Origin of the sequence: Pseudooceanicola batsensis HTCC2597 (assembly GCF_000152725.1) — a bacterium.
In the GTDB taxonomy this organism is placed as follows: domain Bacteria; phylum Pseudomonadota; class Alphaproteobacteria; order Rhodobacterales; family Rhodobacteraceae; genus Pseudooceanicola; species Pseudooceanicola batsensis.
In genome coordinates, this window is record NZ_AAMO01000008.1 from 267,952 (window position 1) to 284,268 (window position 16,317).

Here is a 16,317-nt window from a genome sequence, read left to right on the forward strand (position 1 = left end):
GTAGGAGGAATTGGGACAGAAATAGGGCATGATCACATTTACACGGATTTGTGTATAGCCAATGCGCAGCGGGCCGGCACCGAAGGGATCCGTCGTCTGCCACCGTGGCGTTGCCCCCGCCCCGGATTTCCTGTCAGTCGTCCTCGCGCAGACCGAGCCGTGTGGCGTGCCAAGCCGCTTCCGCGCGCGACGAGATGCCCAGTTTGCGATAGGTATCCTTGACGTAGCCCGCCACGGTCGAGACGGCGATGCCCAGTTCGGCGGCGACCTCGGCGTTCCGCAATCCGCGTCCGATCAGGCCGAGGACCTCGCGTTCCCGGTCGGTCAGGGCCGCGTCTTGGCCGGTCAACGGGCCGGTGAGGCGGAAATGGTGCATGATCCTGCGGGCGATGGCGGGAGAGAGAGCCGGGACGCCGTCCATGATCTGGCGCAGCTGACGGATCAGGATCGCCGCCGGCTGCTCCTTGAGGAGATAGCCATCCGCCCCCGCCGACAGCGCCGAGACGACGGTGGCGTCATCCCCCATCACGGTGGTGACGATGCAGAGCGTCTCTGGCGCGGTGGCCTTCATCCGGCGCAGCACGTCCAGACCGGATCCGTCGGGAAGACCAAGGTCGATCAGCGCCAGGTCGAACCCGGGGCCCGTGTGGCCATGCGCCTCGCGCAGGGAGGCTGCGGTCTCGATATCGACCTCGCCATATGCCTCCCGCAGGAGGTCGCCCAGCCAAGCGCAGGTTTCGGCAATGTCTTCGAGTATGAATGCGCGCATGACCATGATGACATCTCTTATTCGGCCGCGTCGCTGAGCAGGGTGTCCTCCTCCGCTCCTGCAGCCAAGGGGATGGACAACCGCAAGAGGGTGCCACGCCCCTCCGCCCCGGGCGAGACAGAGAAATCGCCGTCCCAGGCTTCGGAGCGGGACATCAGGTTACGCAACCCGTTGCCGTTGCCTCGTGCGCTTTCCAGCGAGCCGGGCAAGCCCCTGCCGTCGTCGCCGATTTCGAGGATCAACCACCCTTTTCCCGCAGAGGCGGGCATGCTGATCCGGACCCGGGCCACTGCCGCCCCGGAGTGACGCAAGATGTTCCCGATGCCTTCGCGGAGGGAGGATCGGATGGCATTTACCACGGGCGGCGCCGCCGTCATGTCCGGGATATCCTCATCGTCCCATTCGAGCCGTATATCCGCCGCGGCGAGGTATTCCGACATCTCGGCCCGCAGGTCCGCCAGCAGGGCGCGGAGCCCGGTAGGGCCGCCAAAATTGTTCGACACCATTTCTCGCAGGTCGGTCAGGGCCTGCCGGATCAGGGCATTCTTGCGCAGGGTTTCCTGCGAGTGGAGCGCGCCCAGAAGCTGAACGCCGACATTGTCATGCATGTCACGATTGATCCGCTGACGTTCCTGAAGCGCGCCGGCCTCGTAGGCGCGGCGGCGTTCGATGAACTGGGCCCCGATCCTCAGGATGTCGCGGACCTGGTCGAGGTCGCGGGCCGAGAACAGCCGGCGGCCCCGGTGCGGCCAGCTGATGCGCAAGTCGGCAATCCCGTCGAGGCCGGGCACTTCCATCACGCCCCCGTTCTCGAGCAGTCGTGGCGCCTCGACCCTGGCGGGTGCGTCCTCGATATGGAGCGGCTGGAAAAGTCGCTCCAACAGCTCGCCGAACCGTTGCTTCTGCATGGTCCGGTCGCTGGACAGCGCGAAGCTCGACACCATGTCGAACAGCTCGGAGGAAGTCATCGTCCGCCGGCCACTGAGCACGCGGGCCAGCACGTCGCGGGCGGGCAGGTAGATGAAGGCCACCGCCAGCAGCGCGATGGAGAAGGCCGGGATCCGTTCGAGCGAAACGCTGTAGATGAGCACCGCGTCAAGGGCCAGCAGAAGTGCCACGCCGCCGCCGTAGAACAAGGCGCGGAAGGCCCAGAACTCGAGGTCGAACAGCCGGTAACGCGCCACGCCCAGGGCAAGTCCGAGGTAGACCAGCAGGAACAGGGCGAAGGCATGGCTCTGACTGATCTTTGGTTGGAAACCGAGCGCCTGCGGAAGCGCGATCAGGCTGACGAAGCTGCCGGCGCCGATCGTCACCGACAACCCGAACCAGCGCAGGGCGGCCCTCTGCCGAGGATTTCCCCGGGTGGCGACGATCTGGCCGATCGCGCCCAGCAGGATCCCCGACATCAGCACCACGGTCGGCAGGTGTATCGCCAGCGCGGGGGTCCCGGTCACACGCAGGAAACTGGCGAGCGTCCAGGCGCCGAAGACGGTCGTGACCGCGCCGGGCACCCAACTCGGCAGGTACCGGGCCGGGTAGACGAGAAACAGGTTCACCATGCCGATGCCGAAGACGAGGGCACCGGCGGAATTGAACGCCGAAGCCCATTCGAACGCGCCCTCGGACAACGGCAGCGCGCGGCTGGAGTAGAGCGCTGCCGCATGGGAGGCGACCATCAGGCCCAGCCCCGCAACGGCGAGGTAGCGCGCCCCCGGCTCGCCCCGTCGGATCGACAGCACCCAGCCCCCCAGAAGGCCGCTCACGATGCCGACGGCAAGCTGCATCCAGAAGGTGAAGGGAAGATCCCCGACCGGGCGCGACGGGGCCGCGGTGATCCGGACCGACCGCTCGGCCCCGTGCGAGAGGACCGCGACCTCGACGGGTCCGGCCTCGAGCATCTCGTGCAGACGTCCCTGTTTTTCGAAGAGGGCCTCCATGTCGGCGATCGTCGGAAGGCCGTCGGGTTCCTCGATCAGATCGGCGGGAACGAGGGAGAGGCCCGGACTGACGGCGCCGGCGGGACGCATCGACAGGATGCGGGCCCCGGGCGTCAAGTCGTCGCCGGGGGCGCCCGGCTGCACGGACGCCACGACAACGGCGTCTTCGACCGGAACGAGCCGCACACCGATCCAGGGCTGCGCCAGGGCCAGGGCGACGATGAGGACCGCCGAGGCAAGCGACAGGAGGCCGAAGAGATAGACGCTCGGTTTCAGATGCGCGATCGCCTTCATGTTCATCGCCAGTCTCCTCCGCCGATCCGCCGGCTGCGAAAGTCATCCATGGAAAAATGCCTTCAATCAACAATTTGCTGTCCCCCCTGAATAGGGGGGCGACCGAAATCCGCCAATGCTTAAGAACATTCGCACTCCCGGGTCACGGCACCCGGACCAAGGATGGAGCATCGGGATGATGAAGAATTTCAAGATTGTGGTATTGGCACTGTGCGCGCTGCCGATTGCGGCATGTTCTCCCAAGCCTGGCGGAGGCGGAGGAGGAACCGCGGGCACCGGCAACCCCGGTGGCACGCTGAGCAGTTCGGGATATCAATCGGCGCTCAGCGCGGTTCAGGGGCGCGGCCCGACATCCGACATGCCGACCACGATGAATGCCACCTTCACCGGCGCGACGCGGCAGGATCTGCGTGAGACCAACGGCGGCGCGATCGTCGGCGAGATGATGGCCGACCTCGAACTGACCGCCAACTGGACCGATGGTCAGAGTACGAACCCCTGGTCGGGCAAGGCCGACAATTTCCGCGGGTCGATGAACGGGCAGGACTATACGCTGACCGGCGAACTGACCGTGGCCGCAGCCGAAGCCAAGAGCCTGACCTCCACGATCGGACGGAGCGCGAATACCATTGCCCTGCCCACGGGCGGCACGACGACCGTCGCGACGGGCGCGGCCGCGGTCAATCTTGCCGGCGATGTCGATGACGGCAGCGGCACCCCGCACGAGGTGATCATGTCGCTCGGCGGGTCCTTCTTCGGTCCGCAGGGCACGGCCATCAGCGGACCGGCGACGACCCAGGGTTTCCGGGCGGGAGGGGTCCGGTCCGATCTGATTGCCGCCGGCGATTATTACGTCGAGCGATAAGCAGATGTGGTCCCGGCGTGCATCGTGAGGCGACGGGGCCGCCACGCAGCCTGTGCATGACTACCGAATTTTCAGTGACGTTCTTGTTTTCCCGGTACCTAGGCTGCCTCGACCAGCGCCGGAGGGCCCTTCGGCGCTGGTCAACCATCCTTGCCTGCCTGACCCTTCTGTCCTTGGGTCTGCCGACTCTATCGCAGGCCGAGACAGTGCGAGCCTCCGGCCCCTATGACCGTGCCCTCGCGCATGCACGGGCCGGCCAGCTTTTCCAGGCCCTTGCCGTGCTCGATGGCTGGCGCCCCACTGGCATCGCCGGGCAGGAGCAGCGCTTGTGGGGACAGGCGACGATCCTGCGCCAACTCGGTCGGACCGATCTTGCGCTGCCGCTGCTGGAACGGCTGGTCGCGCGCCGGCCGGACGTCGCGCGGTTCCGGATCGCTCTTGCCGAAGTTCTGGTGGACGCCGGGCAGACCGAGCGGGCGCGCCTGCATCTGGACGAATCCCTTGGCGGCATCGCCTCGGACGTGGATCAGAGCCGTGCCCGGAAACTGCTGACGGCGCTGGACACGAAAAAGACCTTCAGTGGCCATTTCAACCTGTCCTTCGTGCCTTCGACCAACGCCGCCCAGCAGACGAACTCCCGTACCGTCACCATCGGCGGCCGCGATTTCGTGATTGCCGACAGCGCGCGCAAGTCACCGGCGATAGGGCTGGCCCTCGACCTCGGAGTGCAGGCGGTGCCGCAGATCGGTCCCCGCACGCGTCTGCGCTTTGGCCTGTCCGCCGATGCGCGTGTCTTCGACGACCGCGCGCGGGACGATCTGACGCTGAGAGCCGAGGTCGCGCTGCGCTATGAACCCACACCATCGCTCGCGCTGGAGGTCGGCACGACCTACACGCGCCGCTGGCTTGACGGGACGGGCTATTCCCGCGCGCCGGGTCTCTTTTTCGGGGTCTCCGCCTATCCCGATGCACAAAGCCGGTTGCAGGTGGTGGCGAGCCTCGACGAGCTTCGACACGAGACCGCGACGGGGCTCGACGGACAGCGCTGGCTTGCCGCCGTCTCCTATACCCGGGCGGTCACGCCGCAATTGCAGCTGCGGGCCAGTCTCGGTGCCGAACACATGGGAGCGGCGGCCCCGAGTTCTGCCTATCGTGCGTTTTGGTCGGGGATCGGCATGAGCTATTACTTTCGGGGCGGGTTGCGGCTGGGCGCCGATGCGTCGCTGCGCCGTGCCAGCTACAACGGCGTCTCGCCGCTGTTCGGCAAGCAGCGCCGCGACACGCAGTTCCGGGCCTCGATCGAAGCCTCGCACAGCCGTTTCAACCTGTCCGGATTTGCGCCGGTCATGGGGGTGGACTACACCCGTCGCGCGGCGAACATCACCGTCTACTCCTATGACGAGTTCAGTGCGAGGGTCGGCTTGACGAAACGGTTCTGAGGCCACCTCGCACGGCCGGCTGCTTTTGCGTCCGATGCGCGCCGGCTGAGGAGCAGCCTTACTCAGGGCCTCCGGCCGTCGCCCCATGCCGCACCGCCCTCTCGCTTGCGGAGAGGTGCGCAATGTCGGCCCGACCCCTCCCGCCACGCGCGTGCTCGGCGCCCTGTCAGCCGCAGGTCGCAACGAAGCCGGCGAGCGCCTCCTCCGCAAAGTCCAGGACGGTGTCGTCTTTCAGAATACCATCCTCGACCTTGGTGTTGGCCATGGTCACGATGATTTCCTTGCAGGGATAGATCACTGCGAGCATTCCGTTGAGAATGTATTTCAGATGTGCCTGTGCCCGCACGCCGCCAAGCGCGCCGCCGGATGTCGTCACAACAAGGCATGGCTTGCCCTTGAAGACTGACTCGTATGCCGGGCGCGAGGCCCAGTCGATGGCGTTCTTCAGCACGCCCGGCACGCTGTAATTGTACTCGGGCGTGACGAATATCACGCCGTGCGCCTTGCGCACCTCCTCGATGAAGGCCGCCACCTCCGCATCGTCGGTCACGTCCGCGTTGTAATGCGGCAGCACGCCGGGATCGGCCGTGGTGCAGGTGGTGCCCTGGGGCAGGCGTGCCGCCAGCGCGCGCGCCGTCGCACGGGACGAGGACGCGGCCCGGAGGCTGCCGGGGATCATCAGGATATGGGTCATGGAAACTCCATTGCGATCAGAGCCGTGCGAGCCAGGTCGAGATCGGCGGGAAGGCGATCAGGACCGCCAGTGCGACAACCATGGCAAGGACGAAAGGAAAGGCCCCGCGGAAGATGTCGCCGACGGAAAGGTCCGGGTCGTCGATGGCGGATTTGATCGTGTAGACCGAGAGGCCGAATGGCGGCGTCAACAGGCCGAGTTCCACCGCGACGACAGTCAGCACGCCGAACCAGATCAGGTCGAAACCGGCGGCCTCGGCCACGGGCAGCGCGATCGGCAGGACAATCAGCATGATCGAGATGGAGTCGATCAGGCAGCCGAGGATGACGATCAGCACGAGGTAGAAGATCAGGAAGCCATACGGTCCGATCGAGCTGTCGAGAAAGAACGCGGCAAGCTCGCGCGGCACGCCCGACAGCGCCAGCATCCGGGAAAAGAACGTGGCGGCAAGGATCAGGAACAGGACCGAAACGGTGATCTGTCCGGTCTCGACCATGAGGTTCCAGAGCGTGCGTTTGGGCAGCGACCGCCGCAGCACCGCGATGACCAGAGCTCCGGCCGCCCCGGCCGCGCCCGCCTCGGTCGGGTTCAGGAATCCGCCGTAGAGCCCGCCCAGGACGACCAGCATCAGCGACAGGATCGGCACCGCCTTGCGCAACACGTCCCCGAGCGAGAAATCCTCGTACGTCGCGTGGTCGTCGGGGGTGTCGAAGACGAAGCCCTTGCGCTGTTTCGCCAGCAGCAGGATCGTCGCGGCGAAGATCACCGAGAGCAGCAGCCCGGGACCGATCCCCGCAAGGAACATCCGCCCCACGGACTGTTCGGCCAGGACGGCGTAGACGATCATCAGCAGTGAGGGCGGGATCATCATTCCCAGCACCGAGGAGCCGGCGACCACGCCGGTCGCGAATTTCTTGGAATAGCCGTGTCGTGTCATCTCGGGTACGGCCACGCGCGAGAACACGGTGGCCGAGGCGATCGAGATCCCGGTGATCGAGGCGAAGACGGCATTGGCAAACACCGTGGCGATGCCCAGCCCCGCCATGACCCGCCGCAACATCTTCTGAAAGACGTCGAACGTGTCCTTGCCCACGTTCGAAACCGTGACGAGCAGCCCCATGAGCACGAAAAGCGGCACGACCGCGAAGAGATATTCGCGCAGGGAGTCGTTGCCGACCGCCCCGAGCATGCGCAGCGCCACGACATCGTTGCGGATCATCGAGACGCCAAAGAAGGAAACGCCCAGCATGGCGACCCCGATCGGCATGCCGAAGTAGATCAGCACGACCAGTCCTCCGACGGCGGTGTATCCGATCTCGATTGGACTCATCGTATGGTCTCCCCGATCCCCGCGGTGGCGCGGGCCGAAACGATGGCGCGCGCGATGAACTCGAGCGCGGCGGCCGTCAGACCGACGAGGATGAACAGGCGGAACGGCCAAGTGGGCAACGTGCCCAGCCCCGGGGTTCCGATGAACTCGCCCCGCGACCAGTCGGTCGAGAGGACGTCCAGCGTCGCCCAGGCCATCAGGCCCACCATCGCTGCCCCGACGAGCGAAAAGACGACCTCGAGCGCGGCGCCGGCGCGCGGCCGGGTGCGCCGCAGCGGATCGATGAAGAGACCCGCGCGGGCCAGCCTGTCCGCGCGAACCGTGGCCGCGAACTGCAGGCAGACGATCATGACCAGAAGCAGCGCCCCCAGTTCCGAAACGAGGGGCAGGGAAGCCCCCATGCCATTCCGGGCCACGATGTCGGCGCAGATGATCAGCATGAGCCCCGCGATCAGCGCCGTACCGAGCGCGGCAAGCGCGTTGACCACGCCTCCCCAAAGCCGCGCCGGCAGGGAATGGCGGCGTGGGTCGCCGCCATTCGGTTCGATGTCAGGATGCGTCACGTCGGGATCCCGCGATCAGAGCTCGTCGTCCCAGGCGCGCACCGGTTCTCCGCCGCGTTCGCGCACCCCGTCGATATAGGCCTTCATGAATGCGCGCGCGGGCGTGCCCCTGGCCTCGAGATCGTCGGCCCATTCCTTGGCGATATTGGGCATCGCGTTCACCCAGGCCTCGCGGTCTTCTTGGCTCATGTCGGTGATCTCGACCGGCGGGTTCTGATCGGCCCCGGCCTCCACCATCTTTTCGAGTGCCATTTCGTGGCGTTCGTTCAGATCCCTGCCGTGGCTTTCGGTGTAGTACTCACCGGCCTCGATCATCGCCTCCTGCACCTCTTCGGGCAGGGCGTCCCAGCTGTCGCGATTGATCGCAACGGCGCCCGAAAAGGCCACGCCCATGTCGACCCGCGTGATATGCGGCGCGACCTCGTAGATCTTGGCCGGCAGAACGCCAAGCGCCAGCGACAGCACCCCGTCGGACACGCCCGTCTGGATGTCGGTGTAGAAGGTCGTCAGCGCGCCATCCACCGCGTTGGCCCCGGTGCCGCGCAGCCAGTTGCCCAGCACGCCCGGCGCCGAGAGTTTCATCCCGTCGAGATCCGCGAAGCCCGAGATCGGTTCCTTGGTATAGACGTCGTAGCTGTCGGTACCGGTGAAGCCCAGAACCTTCAGATTGTATTGTTCCCACTCGTTGCGGAAGGCTTCGTTCGTCTCGAACAGTTCGGACATGACCTCGAGCTGGAGCGACGCATCCGCAGTGGTGAAGGGCGCGTAGGACGAAGCCTGGCTCATCGGCAGCTTGGCCGGCTCGAGAAACGAGAAGACCCAGCCGATGTCGGTGATCCCCTGCTCGACGGAATCCAGCGTGGCATTCGCCTTGTAGAGCTGGCCGCCGAATGCCTCGTTCCACTCGATCTGATAGTTGCCGCTTTCGGCAAGGATCTCATCGGTGCGGGCCATGAAGTGGGTCTTGATCATCCCCACCCAGGGGATCACGGTCGGGTGGCTCGAGGCCACCGTCAGGTTGATCGTCTCCTGCGCGAAAGCCGCGCCGGGCAGGCTGAGTGCGCCGACGAGCGCGGTGCGAAGCATAAGGTTCATTGTTTCTCCTCCCTTGGAAATTTTTCAGGCGATCCCGAAACTCTGGCTCGACATGTCGAGCCGGACCGTCATGGTTCCTTCGTTGATCATCCACGGGCGCACGCGAAACTCCCGCGCGCCCGCCTTGTGCATGGGATCGCTTTCCGCGATCCGGATCGCCACCGCGCGCGACTCTGCGCGGATGACAACCATGCCTTCGCCCTCCCAGCTTTCCTCGTCATCGGTCCACATGGGGCCGGCGGAATAGAGGATGCCGTCCTTCTCCAGCTGCACCTGGAACGCCAGGTGCTCGTCGAGATGTTCAAAGACCGGGCCCATCCCGTTCACCGGCGTCGTGAAAATCGCATAGAGCTGCATTTGCAGCATGGCCTTGCTGGCGTTCTTCACGTCCCCGGCCGGTACGGATTTCAGGAATTCGTTCACGTCTGGTTTTCCTCTCGCCCGCAGCTATCCGGCCCTGCGCCCGGCGATCTCGGCGCGGATCTCCGCGCCGTGCTCGTCCAGCTGCGGCGGGGCCTGCACATCGGTTTCCGCGACGCCGTCAAAGTTGTAGGGCGGCCGCACGGTGGTGAAGGTGCCGATCTCGGCACTCGGCGCGCTGACCTTGATGCCGAGATGCTGCGCCTGCGGATCCTCCAGCGCCTCGGAACTGTCGTAGGCCGGCGAATACGGCACCTCGTTCTCGCGCAGCCGGTTACACCACTCGTCACGGGTCTTGCTGGCGAAGACAGGGGTGAAATGCGCGATCAGCTCATCCTGGTGTTCGATCCGCTGCACGCGTTCGTTGAAGCGCGGATCGTCGTTCAGCTGCTGCTGCCCCGTGGCCGCAAGCAGCCCCTCCCAGAACTTTTCCGGACTGGACAGGTGGAAGGCGATCCACTTTCCGTCGGCGCATTCGAAGGTGTAGCTCTGCGATACGGCCGGGCGCGACAGCGGGCCCATGACCTCCCCAACCGAGAAATAATGCGTGAAGCTGTCGAGATTGAAGTGGCACATCGCCTCGAGCATCGAGATGTCGATACGCCGCCCTTCGCGGCTCTTTTCACGCTCGAGCAGGGCGGCGAGGCACGCCATGGCGGCATATTGCCCCGTGACCGCATCGGCGATGGCCGGACCGATCACGCGGGGGTTTTCGGGCGGGGTCAGCAGGCGCAGATAGCCGCTGGCGGCCTGCGCCACCGAATCGTAGACCGGCCGGTTCTTCGCCGGCCCGGTCGCGCCAAGGCCCGAGATCGCGCAATAGACCAGGCGCGGATTGATCCTGCGCAGTTCCTCCTCGCCCGCGCCGAGGCGTTCGGCGACGCCCGGCCGGAAGTTCTGGATGAAGACATCGGCGGTCTCGATCAGGCCGTGGAAGACGGCGAGGTCGTCGGCATCCTTCGTGTCCAGCGCGATCGACCGCTTGTTGCGGTTGTAGGTCTGGTAATGCGGAGAATAGAGGCCCCCCTTGAAGGCCCGGAACGGATCGCCCGTGCCCGGACGTTCGACCTTGATGACATCGGCGCCGAGGTCGGCGAGGTGCATCCCGCAGGCCGGGCCGGTGATGTAGGTGCCGAGTTCGACGACCCGCACGTCCTTGAGGATCTTGACCATGACGTTGCTCCTCAGCCCTTCTGTTTCGACGACGTCGGGCCGTCGTAGGTGATCGCCTGATCGGCCACGTTCGACATGATGAAGCCGATGGAGCGCAGGCTTTCCTCGTACAGATGCGCCGAGAGGCCTGCCGCGCGGGCCAGCAGCGGCACGGCCTTCACCGCCTGCAGCGGGAAGCCGGCATCGAGGATCGTGGCGGGGATCGCGCCGGACACGTTGATCGGCAGCGGGCGGCCCGTGATCTCGGGCGCGTGCCGGCCCAGGATGCGCAGGCAGTCCACGTATTTGCCGCTCACCCCGATCTCGTCGGCAAGCGACAGAAGAACATTGGCCCGCGGGTCGCCCGTGTTGTGCTGGGGATGGCCCAGCCCGGCGACCTTCTTCTTCGCGGCCGCCAGTTCCCTGAGGCTGGCGATGGCAGCGGTCTCGACATCGGTGCCGTCGGTCTCGGCCTTGTCGAGAACCTCCTGCAGGTAATAGGCAGCCGCTTCGGACGACCCGGCCACGACGCTGCCCATGCCGAGAAGCCCCGCCGACATGGCGCCCTGCCAGGCGTCCGGCCCCGCGGCCAGCGTCATTCGCGCCGCCTGGACCGATGGCACAAGCCCATGTTCCGCGATGGCGACAAGACAGGCGTCCATCATGCGGCGCTGTGTTTCGGTCGGGCGTTCGCCGAGTACGAGCAGCCAGAAGTAGTCGGTAAAGTCTATCTTCCCGATCAGTTCGTCGCACAGATCAAGGCCGCGCACGGTGATGCTCTCGGCGTCCGATGTCGCTATGGCCGTGTAGCTCTGGTCTTGTTTTCCGATGCGCATTCCGTGTCCTTTTTTCGCATAGCGAAGTTTTTTGCTCTTGCCGAAAGAGTATGAGACGGATTACGGTTACGTCAAGCATGATTGTTGCGGGTCGCAGACTCGCTCCGCAACGAACGCAAAGGGAGGTCGCGATGCGCGATATCAATCAGTACAAGATCACCGAAGCCGTGAAGGAGAGCTTCGCCACCGAGCCCGGCAGCCGGTTCGAGCAGCTGCTGCACGGGCTGATCGAGCATCTGCACGACTACACCCGCGAGAACGGCATTACCCATGACGAGTGGATGCGGGTTCTGATGTTCCTCTACGACTGCGGAAAGATTTCCACGCCCGAGCGGCATGAATTCATTCTGCTTTCGGACGTTCTGGGCTTTTCCGCGCTGGTCGACATGATCAACACGCGCGGCGGGGCGACGGAAGGTTCGAACCTGGGGCCCTTCTACCTCGACAACGCGCCCGAGAAGAAGCTGGGCGCCGATCTCTCCGAAGGGCGCGACGGGGCCATCGTGCTGGTTCACGGCAAGGTCACCGACACGCTGCACAAGCCCCTGCCTGGCGCGATCGTCGACACCTGGCAGGCCGACGGGGCGGGTACCTACCCGATCCAGGAACAGGATCAGGGCCAGGACAAGATGGACCTGCGCGGCAAGTTCACCACCGATTCGGAGGGCCGCTACTACTACACCACCGTGCTGCCCAAGCCCTACACCGTCCCCTATGACGGCCCTGTCGGGGAATTGCTGCGCGCCGGCAACCGCCACGCGTGGCGCGCCGCGCACCTGCACTACATCGTCCGCGCCGAAGGCATGGCCGATATCACGACCGAGGTCTTCTTCGAAAACACCGAGTACATCGACAACGACGCTGTCTTTGGCGTCCGCAAGTCGCTCATCGCCAAGGTTCAGCCTGTGCGCAAGGCCGATCAGTTCGAATACGAGCTTGACGTAAGGCCGGATGCTGTCTTCGAGTTCGACTTCGTGCTCGCACCGGAAGGCTGATCATTTGACTAAACCCGCCGACAAACCGACCGAATTCGTGGACAGCCTCGCCAAGGGGCTGGCCATTCTGGAGAGCTTCGACGCCTCCCGCCCCGAGATGACTCTCAGCGAGGTCGCCAAGACCGTGAATCTGTCGCCCGCGGCCGCGCGGCGCAGCCTCATCACGCTGGAACATCTCGGGTTCATCGGACGGAACGGCAAGCGGTTCCACCTCACGCCGCGCATCCTGACGCTCGGCTCGTCCTTCTACGCGGCGACGCGGATCGAGGAGGTGCTGCAACCCGAGTTGCGCGGGCTGATCGAAAAGTTCGGCGACGCGTCCTCCATCGGCACACTGGACGGACATGACGTGATCTATATCGCCCATGTCTCGGTCCAGCGGGCGCGACGCGCTTCGGCCAATGTCGGCGCCCGGTACCCGGCCTTCGCCACCTCCATGGGGCGCGTCCTGGTCGCGGGCATGACCGACGAGAAACGACGCGCCTGGCTGTCCGACCTGCGGGCCGAGCGCCTCACCTCGAAGACCTGTATCGATCCGTGCCGCCTGGGCGAGGAAATCGAGAAGGTCCGCGAGAACGGCTATGCCACCACGGTCGATCAGCTGGACTACGGCATCACCGCCATCGCCGTGCCGGTCCGCAATGCCGAAGGGGACACCGTCGCGGCGCTGAACAGTTCGGGTTATACCGGGCTGGTGACGCCCGAGCAGCTTGTCGAGGAACGGCTGCCCGAACTCCGCGCCACGGCATCCCACATCGCGCATCAGATCACCCGGTACCCGGTCCTCGGATCGGTTCTCGCCCCCTGATCCCGGGAGGGGATCGGCCGGGGGCGCCAAAACCTGACACATCCATTCTGGAGGAGAGAAGACAATGTGCAGACTATGCGACCCCCGGCGGCCCAAGCTGCCTTGCCCCACGCGGCGAGATTTCCTGAAGGCCAGCACCGTTGGCGGCGCCGCGCTGGTCGCGGGTGCCACGCTCGGCACGGCGGCCTCGGCGCAGTCCGCCGCCGAGAGTACCATTCCCGAAGGCATGGGAGAGGCCGGCCACCGCACGCTGATCCGCGGCGGCGTGGTCCTGTCGATGGATGAGGGTGTGGGCAATTTCGCCACGGGCGACGTGCTGATCGAGGGCGGCAACATCGTCGAGGTCGCCGCGCGCATCGACGCGCCCGACGCCACCGTCATCGACGCCGCCGGCAAGATCGTCATGCCGGGCTTCATCGACACTCACCACCACCAGTTCGAGACCGCCCTGCGCAGCCAGCTGGCGCACGGGATCCTGATCAACGACGGGCGCGAGGTCAACGCGACCAACTACTACGAAACCATCCTGCAGAAGTTCTCGATGGCCTACCGCCCCGAGGACGTCTACATCAACGAGCTTTTCGCGGGCATCGCCCAGCTGGATGCGGGCGTGACCACGGTGATGGACGTCAGCCAGATCCACCACAGCCCGGAACATTCCGACGCCGCGATCGAGGGTCTCGCCGATGCGGGCCGCCGCGCCGTCTTCGGCTATTTCGAGGGGCACGGCGACCGCACGCAATATCCGCAGGACGCGCGCCGCATCAAGGAGCAGTACTTCGCTTCGGACGACCAGCTTCTGACCATGGTCATGGGCGGCGAAATCTACCTGCCCGGCTACGAGACCGCGTGGTCCATCGGCCGCGAACTCGGCATTCCGATCGCGCTGCACGTGGTGGGCACCTTCGGCATGGCAGGCACTTTCGACCAGCTGGCCGAAGCCGGCGAGTTCGGCGAGGACAACATCTTCATCCACATGACCGGCATGTCCGACATGGCATGGCAGCGGGCGGCGGACGCCGGTGCGCACGTCTCGCTCGCCGTGCCGATCGAGATGCACATGCGCCACGGCACTCCGCCGATCCAGAAGGCGCTCGACCTCGGCATGTCGACCTCGCTGTCGTCGGACGTGGAGTGTACCATGACCGCCGATCCCTTCACCCAGATGCGGGGCCTCATCACCCTGCAGCGGATGTTCGTCAACGAGGCCGCGCTTTCCGGCGCCACCGACTACCCGGCCCTCATGCAATGCGCCGACGCCCTGCGCCATGCGACCATCGAGGGGGCGAAGGGCCTCAAGCTCGATGCGGTGACGGGCAGCCTGACCCCCGGCAAGGCAGCCGATATCGTGCTGCTGGATGCCGAGGCGCTGAACGTCGCGCCTCTCAACAGCGCTGCGGGCGCGGTGGTGACCCTGATGGAGCGCTCGAACGTCGATACCGTTCTCGTCGCGGGCCGGCCCAGGAAATGGCAGGGTCAGATGGTCGGCTTCGACATCGCCCGTCTGCGGGACGAACTGACCGCGAGCCGCGATTATCTGTTCGAAACAGCGGGCGTCGAGCGGGACCTCTTCGCCCTCTGACCAGCGTGGACAGCGGCCATGCCGGTCAGCGTGGCCGGTACCATTCCCTGCGGACAATGTACTCCGGACAATCCGCAACGGGCGGCCGCGGTCCAGTTCAGAATGCTTCGACAAGTGCGAAGAGCCTGCGACCCGAGAGGGGTGTCCGGATCGATCGCGACCGTCTTGAAGAAGTGAAGACATGGACTGGCGGTGGTCGCGGCGCGGTGGTCGCGGCGCGGTGCGGGACACGGGGCTCTGCACGGCTCTTGCTCCCTTGCTTTGGATTCCGAAAACAACGTCTGCTTCGGACGGATGTAGCCCGGCGCGATCCCGATGGCGTTGCCCGAGGGAAAGACACTCGACGAACCCGCGATGCCGACCGCATTCGCTATCGATATCGCATTCAGCGGACAAACTGCCTTGCCCTGACTCGGACAGCTTCTACCCCATAGAGCTGAGCGACCGGGTTCGGGAACGGGCGCCGATCTCACATAATTCTGCTTATGCGGACGAACCGTTCTGGTTGGGCACATTCTAAACTGGGTTGCGACAAATCCCCTATCTTGCTGAAAAGCAAGGAGACGGAAGATGGCCCACACGGAACTGGATCTGCGTGAGCGACGCGTGATCGAGGACATGCTGAATGCGACGATGCCGGTAAGCAAGATTGCGGTGGAGCTTGGCCGTCATCGGTCGAGCGTGTATCGCGAGATCAAGCGCAACCGCTTTGCCGACGATGAGCTGCCGTATCTGAACGGCTACTATGGCATGGTCGCGCAGAAGGCCGCCCGCGACCGGCGGGCCAGGCGACGCAAGCTCATCCGGTTTCCGGAGCTGCGGAAAGCGGTGATAGCTCAGATGATGGAGGGTTGGTCGCCAGAGCAGATCGCCGGTCGCCTCCAGTTTGAAGGCCGGAGACCGCGCGTCAGCGACGAGACGATCTACACCTACGTCTTCGGCCCCGACGGCCAGTCGGCAGAACTGGCACGCCACCTGCCCAGCCGTCGCAAGAAGCGGCAGCCGCGATACGCTCGCAGGCCGAGTGGCCTTGTTTTCCCGCCGGACCGCTCGATCCATCAGCGCCCCGATCACGTGAAAATCCGCGAGACGTTCGGCGAATGGGAGGGTGACCTGATGATCTTCGAACGCGCCCAGGGCAATGCCAACATCGCCTCTCTGGTCGAACGCAAAACCCGCTTTGCCGTCTTGTTCCGCAACAACGAAAGGAGCACGACACATCTGATGAACCGGCTGATGACGGTCATGGAACCCCTGCCCCAGCCTGCCCGCCGCTCGATCACTTTTGACCGCGGGATCGAGTTCCGGAACTGGCGCAAACTGGAGCCCGGTATCGGCACCGAGGTCTGGTTCTGCGATCCACAGGCACCTTGGCAGAAAGGTTCCGTCGAGAACCTGAACAAGCGGGCGCGGCGCTACCTGCCACGGGATACGCCCGTGGCGGCGCTCTCAAATCGCAATATGAGGGCGATTTGCGACCGCCTGAACGGAACCCCCAGGAAGTGCCTCGGATGGCGTACGCCAACCGAAGCATTCAG

The 16,317-nt window shown here is 65.3% G+C and carries 15 protein-coding genes; 6 read left to right on the plus strand and 9 right to left on the minus strand.

The annotated features are described in order from the left end of the window. Positions 1 to 133 precede the first annotated feature (133 nt). Both OB2597_RS02570 and OB2597_RS02575 read right to left on the minus strand, forming a co-directional pair. The gene (locus OB2597_RS02570) at positions 134 to 775 is read right to left on the minus strand and encodes a response regulator (protein WP_009803952.1); all 642 of its coding nucleotides are present in this window, start codon (positions 773 to 775) and stop codon (positions 134 to 136) included. An 11-nt stretch (positions 776 to 786) separates the two neighbouring features. Then, positions 787 to 3,006: a two component system sensor histidine kinase gene (locus OB2597_RS02575; RefSeq protein ID WP_009803953.1), complete on the minus strand. Its 2,220-nt coding sequence runs from the start codon at positions 3,004 to 3,006 to the stop codon at positions 787 to 789. Between the two features lie 352 nt (positions 3,007 to 3,358). Here OB2597_RS02575 and OB2597_RS02580 point away from each other — a divergent pair, with 352 nt between their 5' ends. Further along, positions 3,359 to 3,865: a hypothetical protein gene (locus tag OB2597_RS02580; RefSeq protein ID WP_148234645.1), complete on the plus strand. Its 507-nt coding sequence runs from the start codon at positions 3,359 to 3,361 to the stop codon at positions 3,863 to 3,865. 206 nt (positions 3,866 to 4,071) lie between these two features. After that, a complete protein-coding gene (locus OB2597_RS02585) occupies positions 4,072 to 5,304 on the plus strand; it encodes a porin family protein (protein WP_161601023.1) in 1,233 nt (410 codons plus the stop codon). Positions 5,305 to 5,470: 166 nt separating this feature from the next. Here OB2597_RS02585 and OB2597_RS02590 read toward each other — a convergent pair whose 3' ends face one another. The 7 genes from OB2597_RS02590 to OB2597_RS02620 are packed head-to-tail and all read right to left on the minus strand — an operon-like array spanning position 5,471 to position 11,394. Next, positions 5,471 to 5,998, minus strand: coding sequence for an NADPH-dependent FMN reductase (locus OB2597_RS02590; protein ID WP_009803956.1), 528 nt, complete (start codon positions 5,996 to 5,998; stop codon positions 5,471 to 5,473). A 16-nt stretch (positions 5,999 to 6,014) separates the two neighbouring features. Continuing rightward, entirely contained in the window at positions 6,015 to 7,328 is a 1,314-nt protein-coding gene (locus OB2597_RS02595) for a TRAP transporter large permease (RefSeq protein WP_009803957.1), read from the minus strand. Further along, positions 7,325 to 7,891, minus strand: coding sequence for a TRAP transporter small permease subunit (locus OB2597_RS02600; protein ID WP_009803958.1), 567 nt, complete (start codon positions 7,889 to 7,891; stop codon positions 7,325 to 7,327). Before OB2597_RS02600 ends, OB2597_RS02595 begins: the two co-directional genes overlap by 4 nt. A gap of 15 nt (positions 7,892 to 7,906) precedes the next feature. Beyond that, entirely contained in the window at positions 7,907 to 8,986 is a 1,080-nt protein-coding gene (locus OB2597_RS02605; RefSeq protein ID WP_009803959.1) for a C4-dicarboxylate TRAP transporter substrate-binding protein, read from the minus strand. A 24-nt stretch (positions 8,987 to 9,010) separates the two neighbouring features. Beyond that, complete coding sequence (locus OB2597_RS02610) at positions 9,011 to 9,409, minus strand: YciI family protein (protein WP_009803960.1); 399 nt, start codon at positions 9,407 to 9,409, stop codon at positions 9,011 to 9,013. A gap of 24 nt (positions 9,410 to 9,433) precedes the next feature. Beyond that, positions 9,434 to 10,579, minus strand: a complete 1,146-nt coding sequence (locus tag OB2597_RS02615; protein ID WP_009803961.1) for a CaiB/BaiF CoA transferase family protein — start codon at positions 10,577 to 10,579, stop codon at positions 9,434 to 9,436. Positions 10,580 to 10,590: 11 nt separating this feature from the next. Continuing rightward, on the minus strand, positions 10,591 to 11,394 hold the full coding sequence (locus OB2597_RS02620) for a citryl-CoA lyase (protein ID WP_009803962.1): 804 nt from the start codon (positions 11,392 to 11,394) through the stop codon (positions 10,591 to 10,593). A gap of 131 nt (positions 11,395 to 11,525) precedes the next feature. Here OB2597_RS02620 and OB2597_RS02625 point away from each other — a divergent pair, with 131 nt between their 5' ends. The 4 genes from OB2597_RS02625 to OB2597_RS02640 form a co-directional block, all read left to right on the plus strand. Continuing rightward, entirely contained in the window at positions 11,526 to 12,389 is an 864-nt protein-coding gene (locus OB2597_RS02625) for an intradiol ring-cleavage dioxygenase (protein ID WP_009803963.1), read from the plus strand. 4 nt (positions 12,390 to 12,393) lie between these two features. Further along, positions 12,394 to 13,197, plus strand: coding sequence for an IclR family transcriptional regulator domain-containing protein (locus OB2597_RS02630; protein ID WP_009803964.1), 804 nt, complete (start codon positions 12,394 to 12,396; stop codon positions 13,195 to 13,197). 64 nt (positions 13,198 to 13,261) lie between these two features. Next, positions 13,262 to 14,779, plus strand: a complete 1,518-nt coding sequence (locus OB2597_RS02635; protein ID WP_009803965.1) for an amidohydrolase family protein — start codon at positions 13,262 to 13,264, stop codon at positions 14,777 to 14,779. 570 nt (positions 14,780 to 15,349) lie between these two features. Next, positions 15,350 to 16,317: IS30 family transposase (locus OB2597_RS02640; protein WP_009803966.1), on the plus strand; the 968-nt coding region annotated here is incomplete at its 3' end.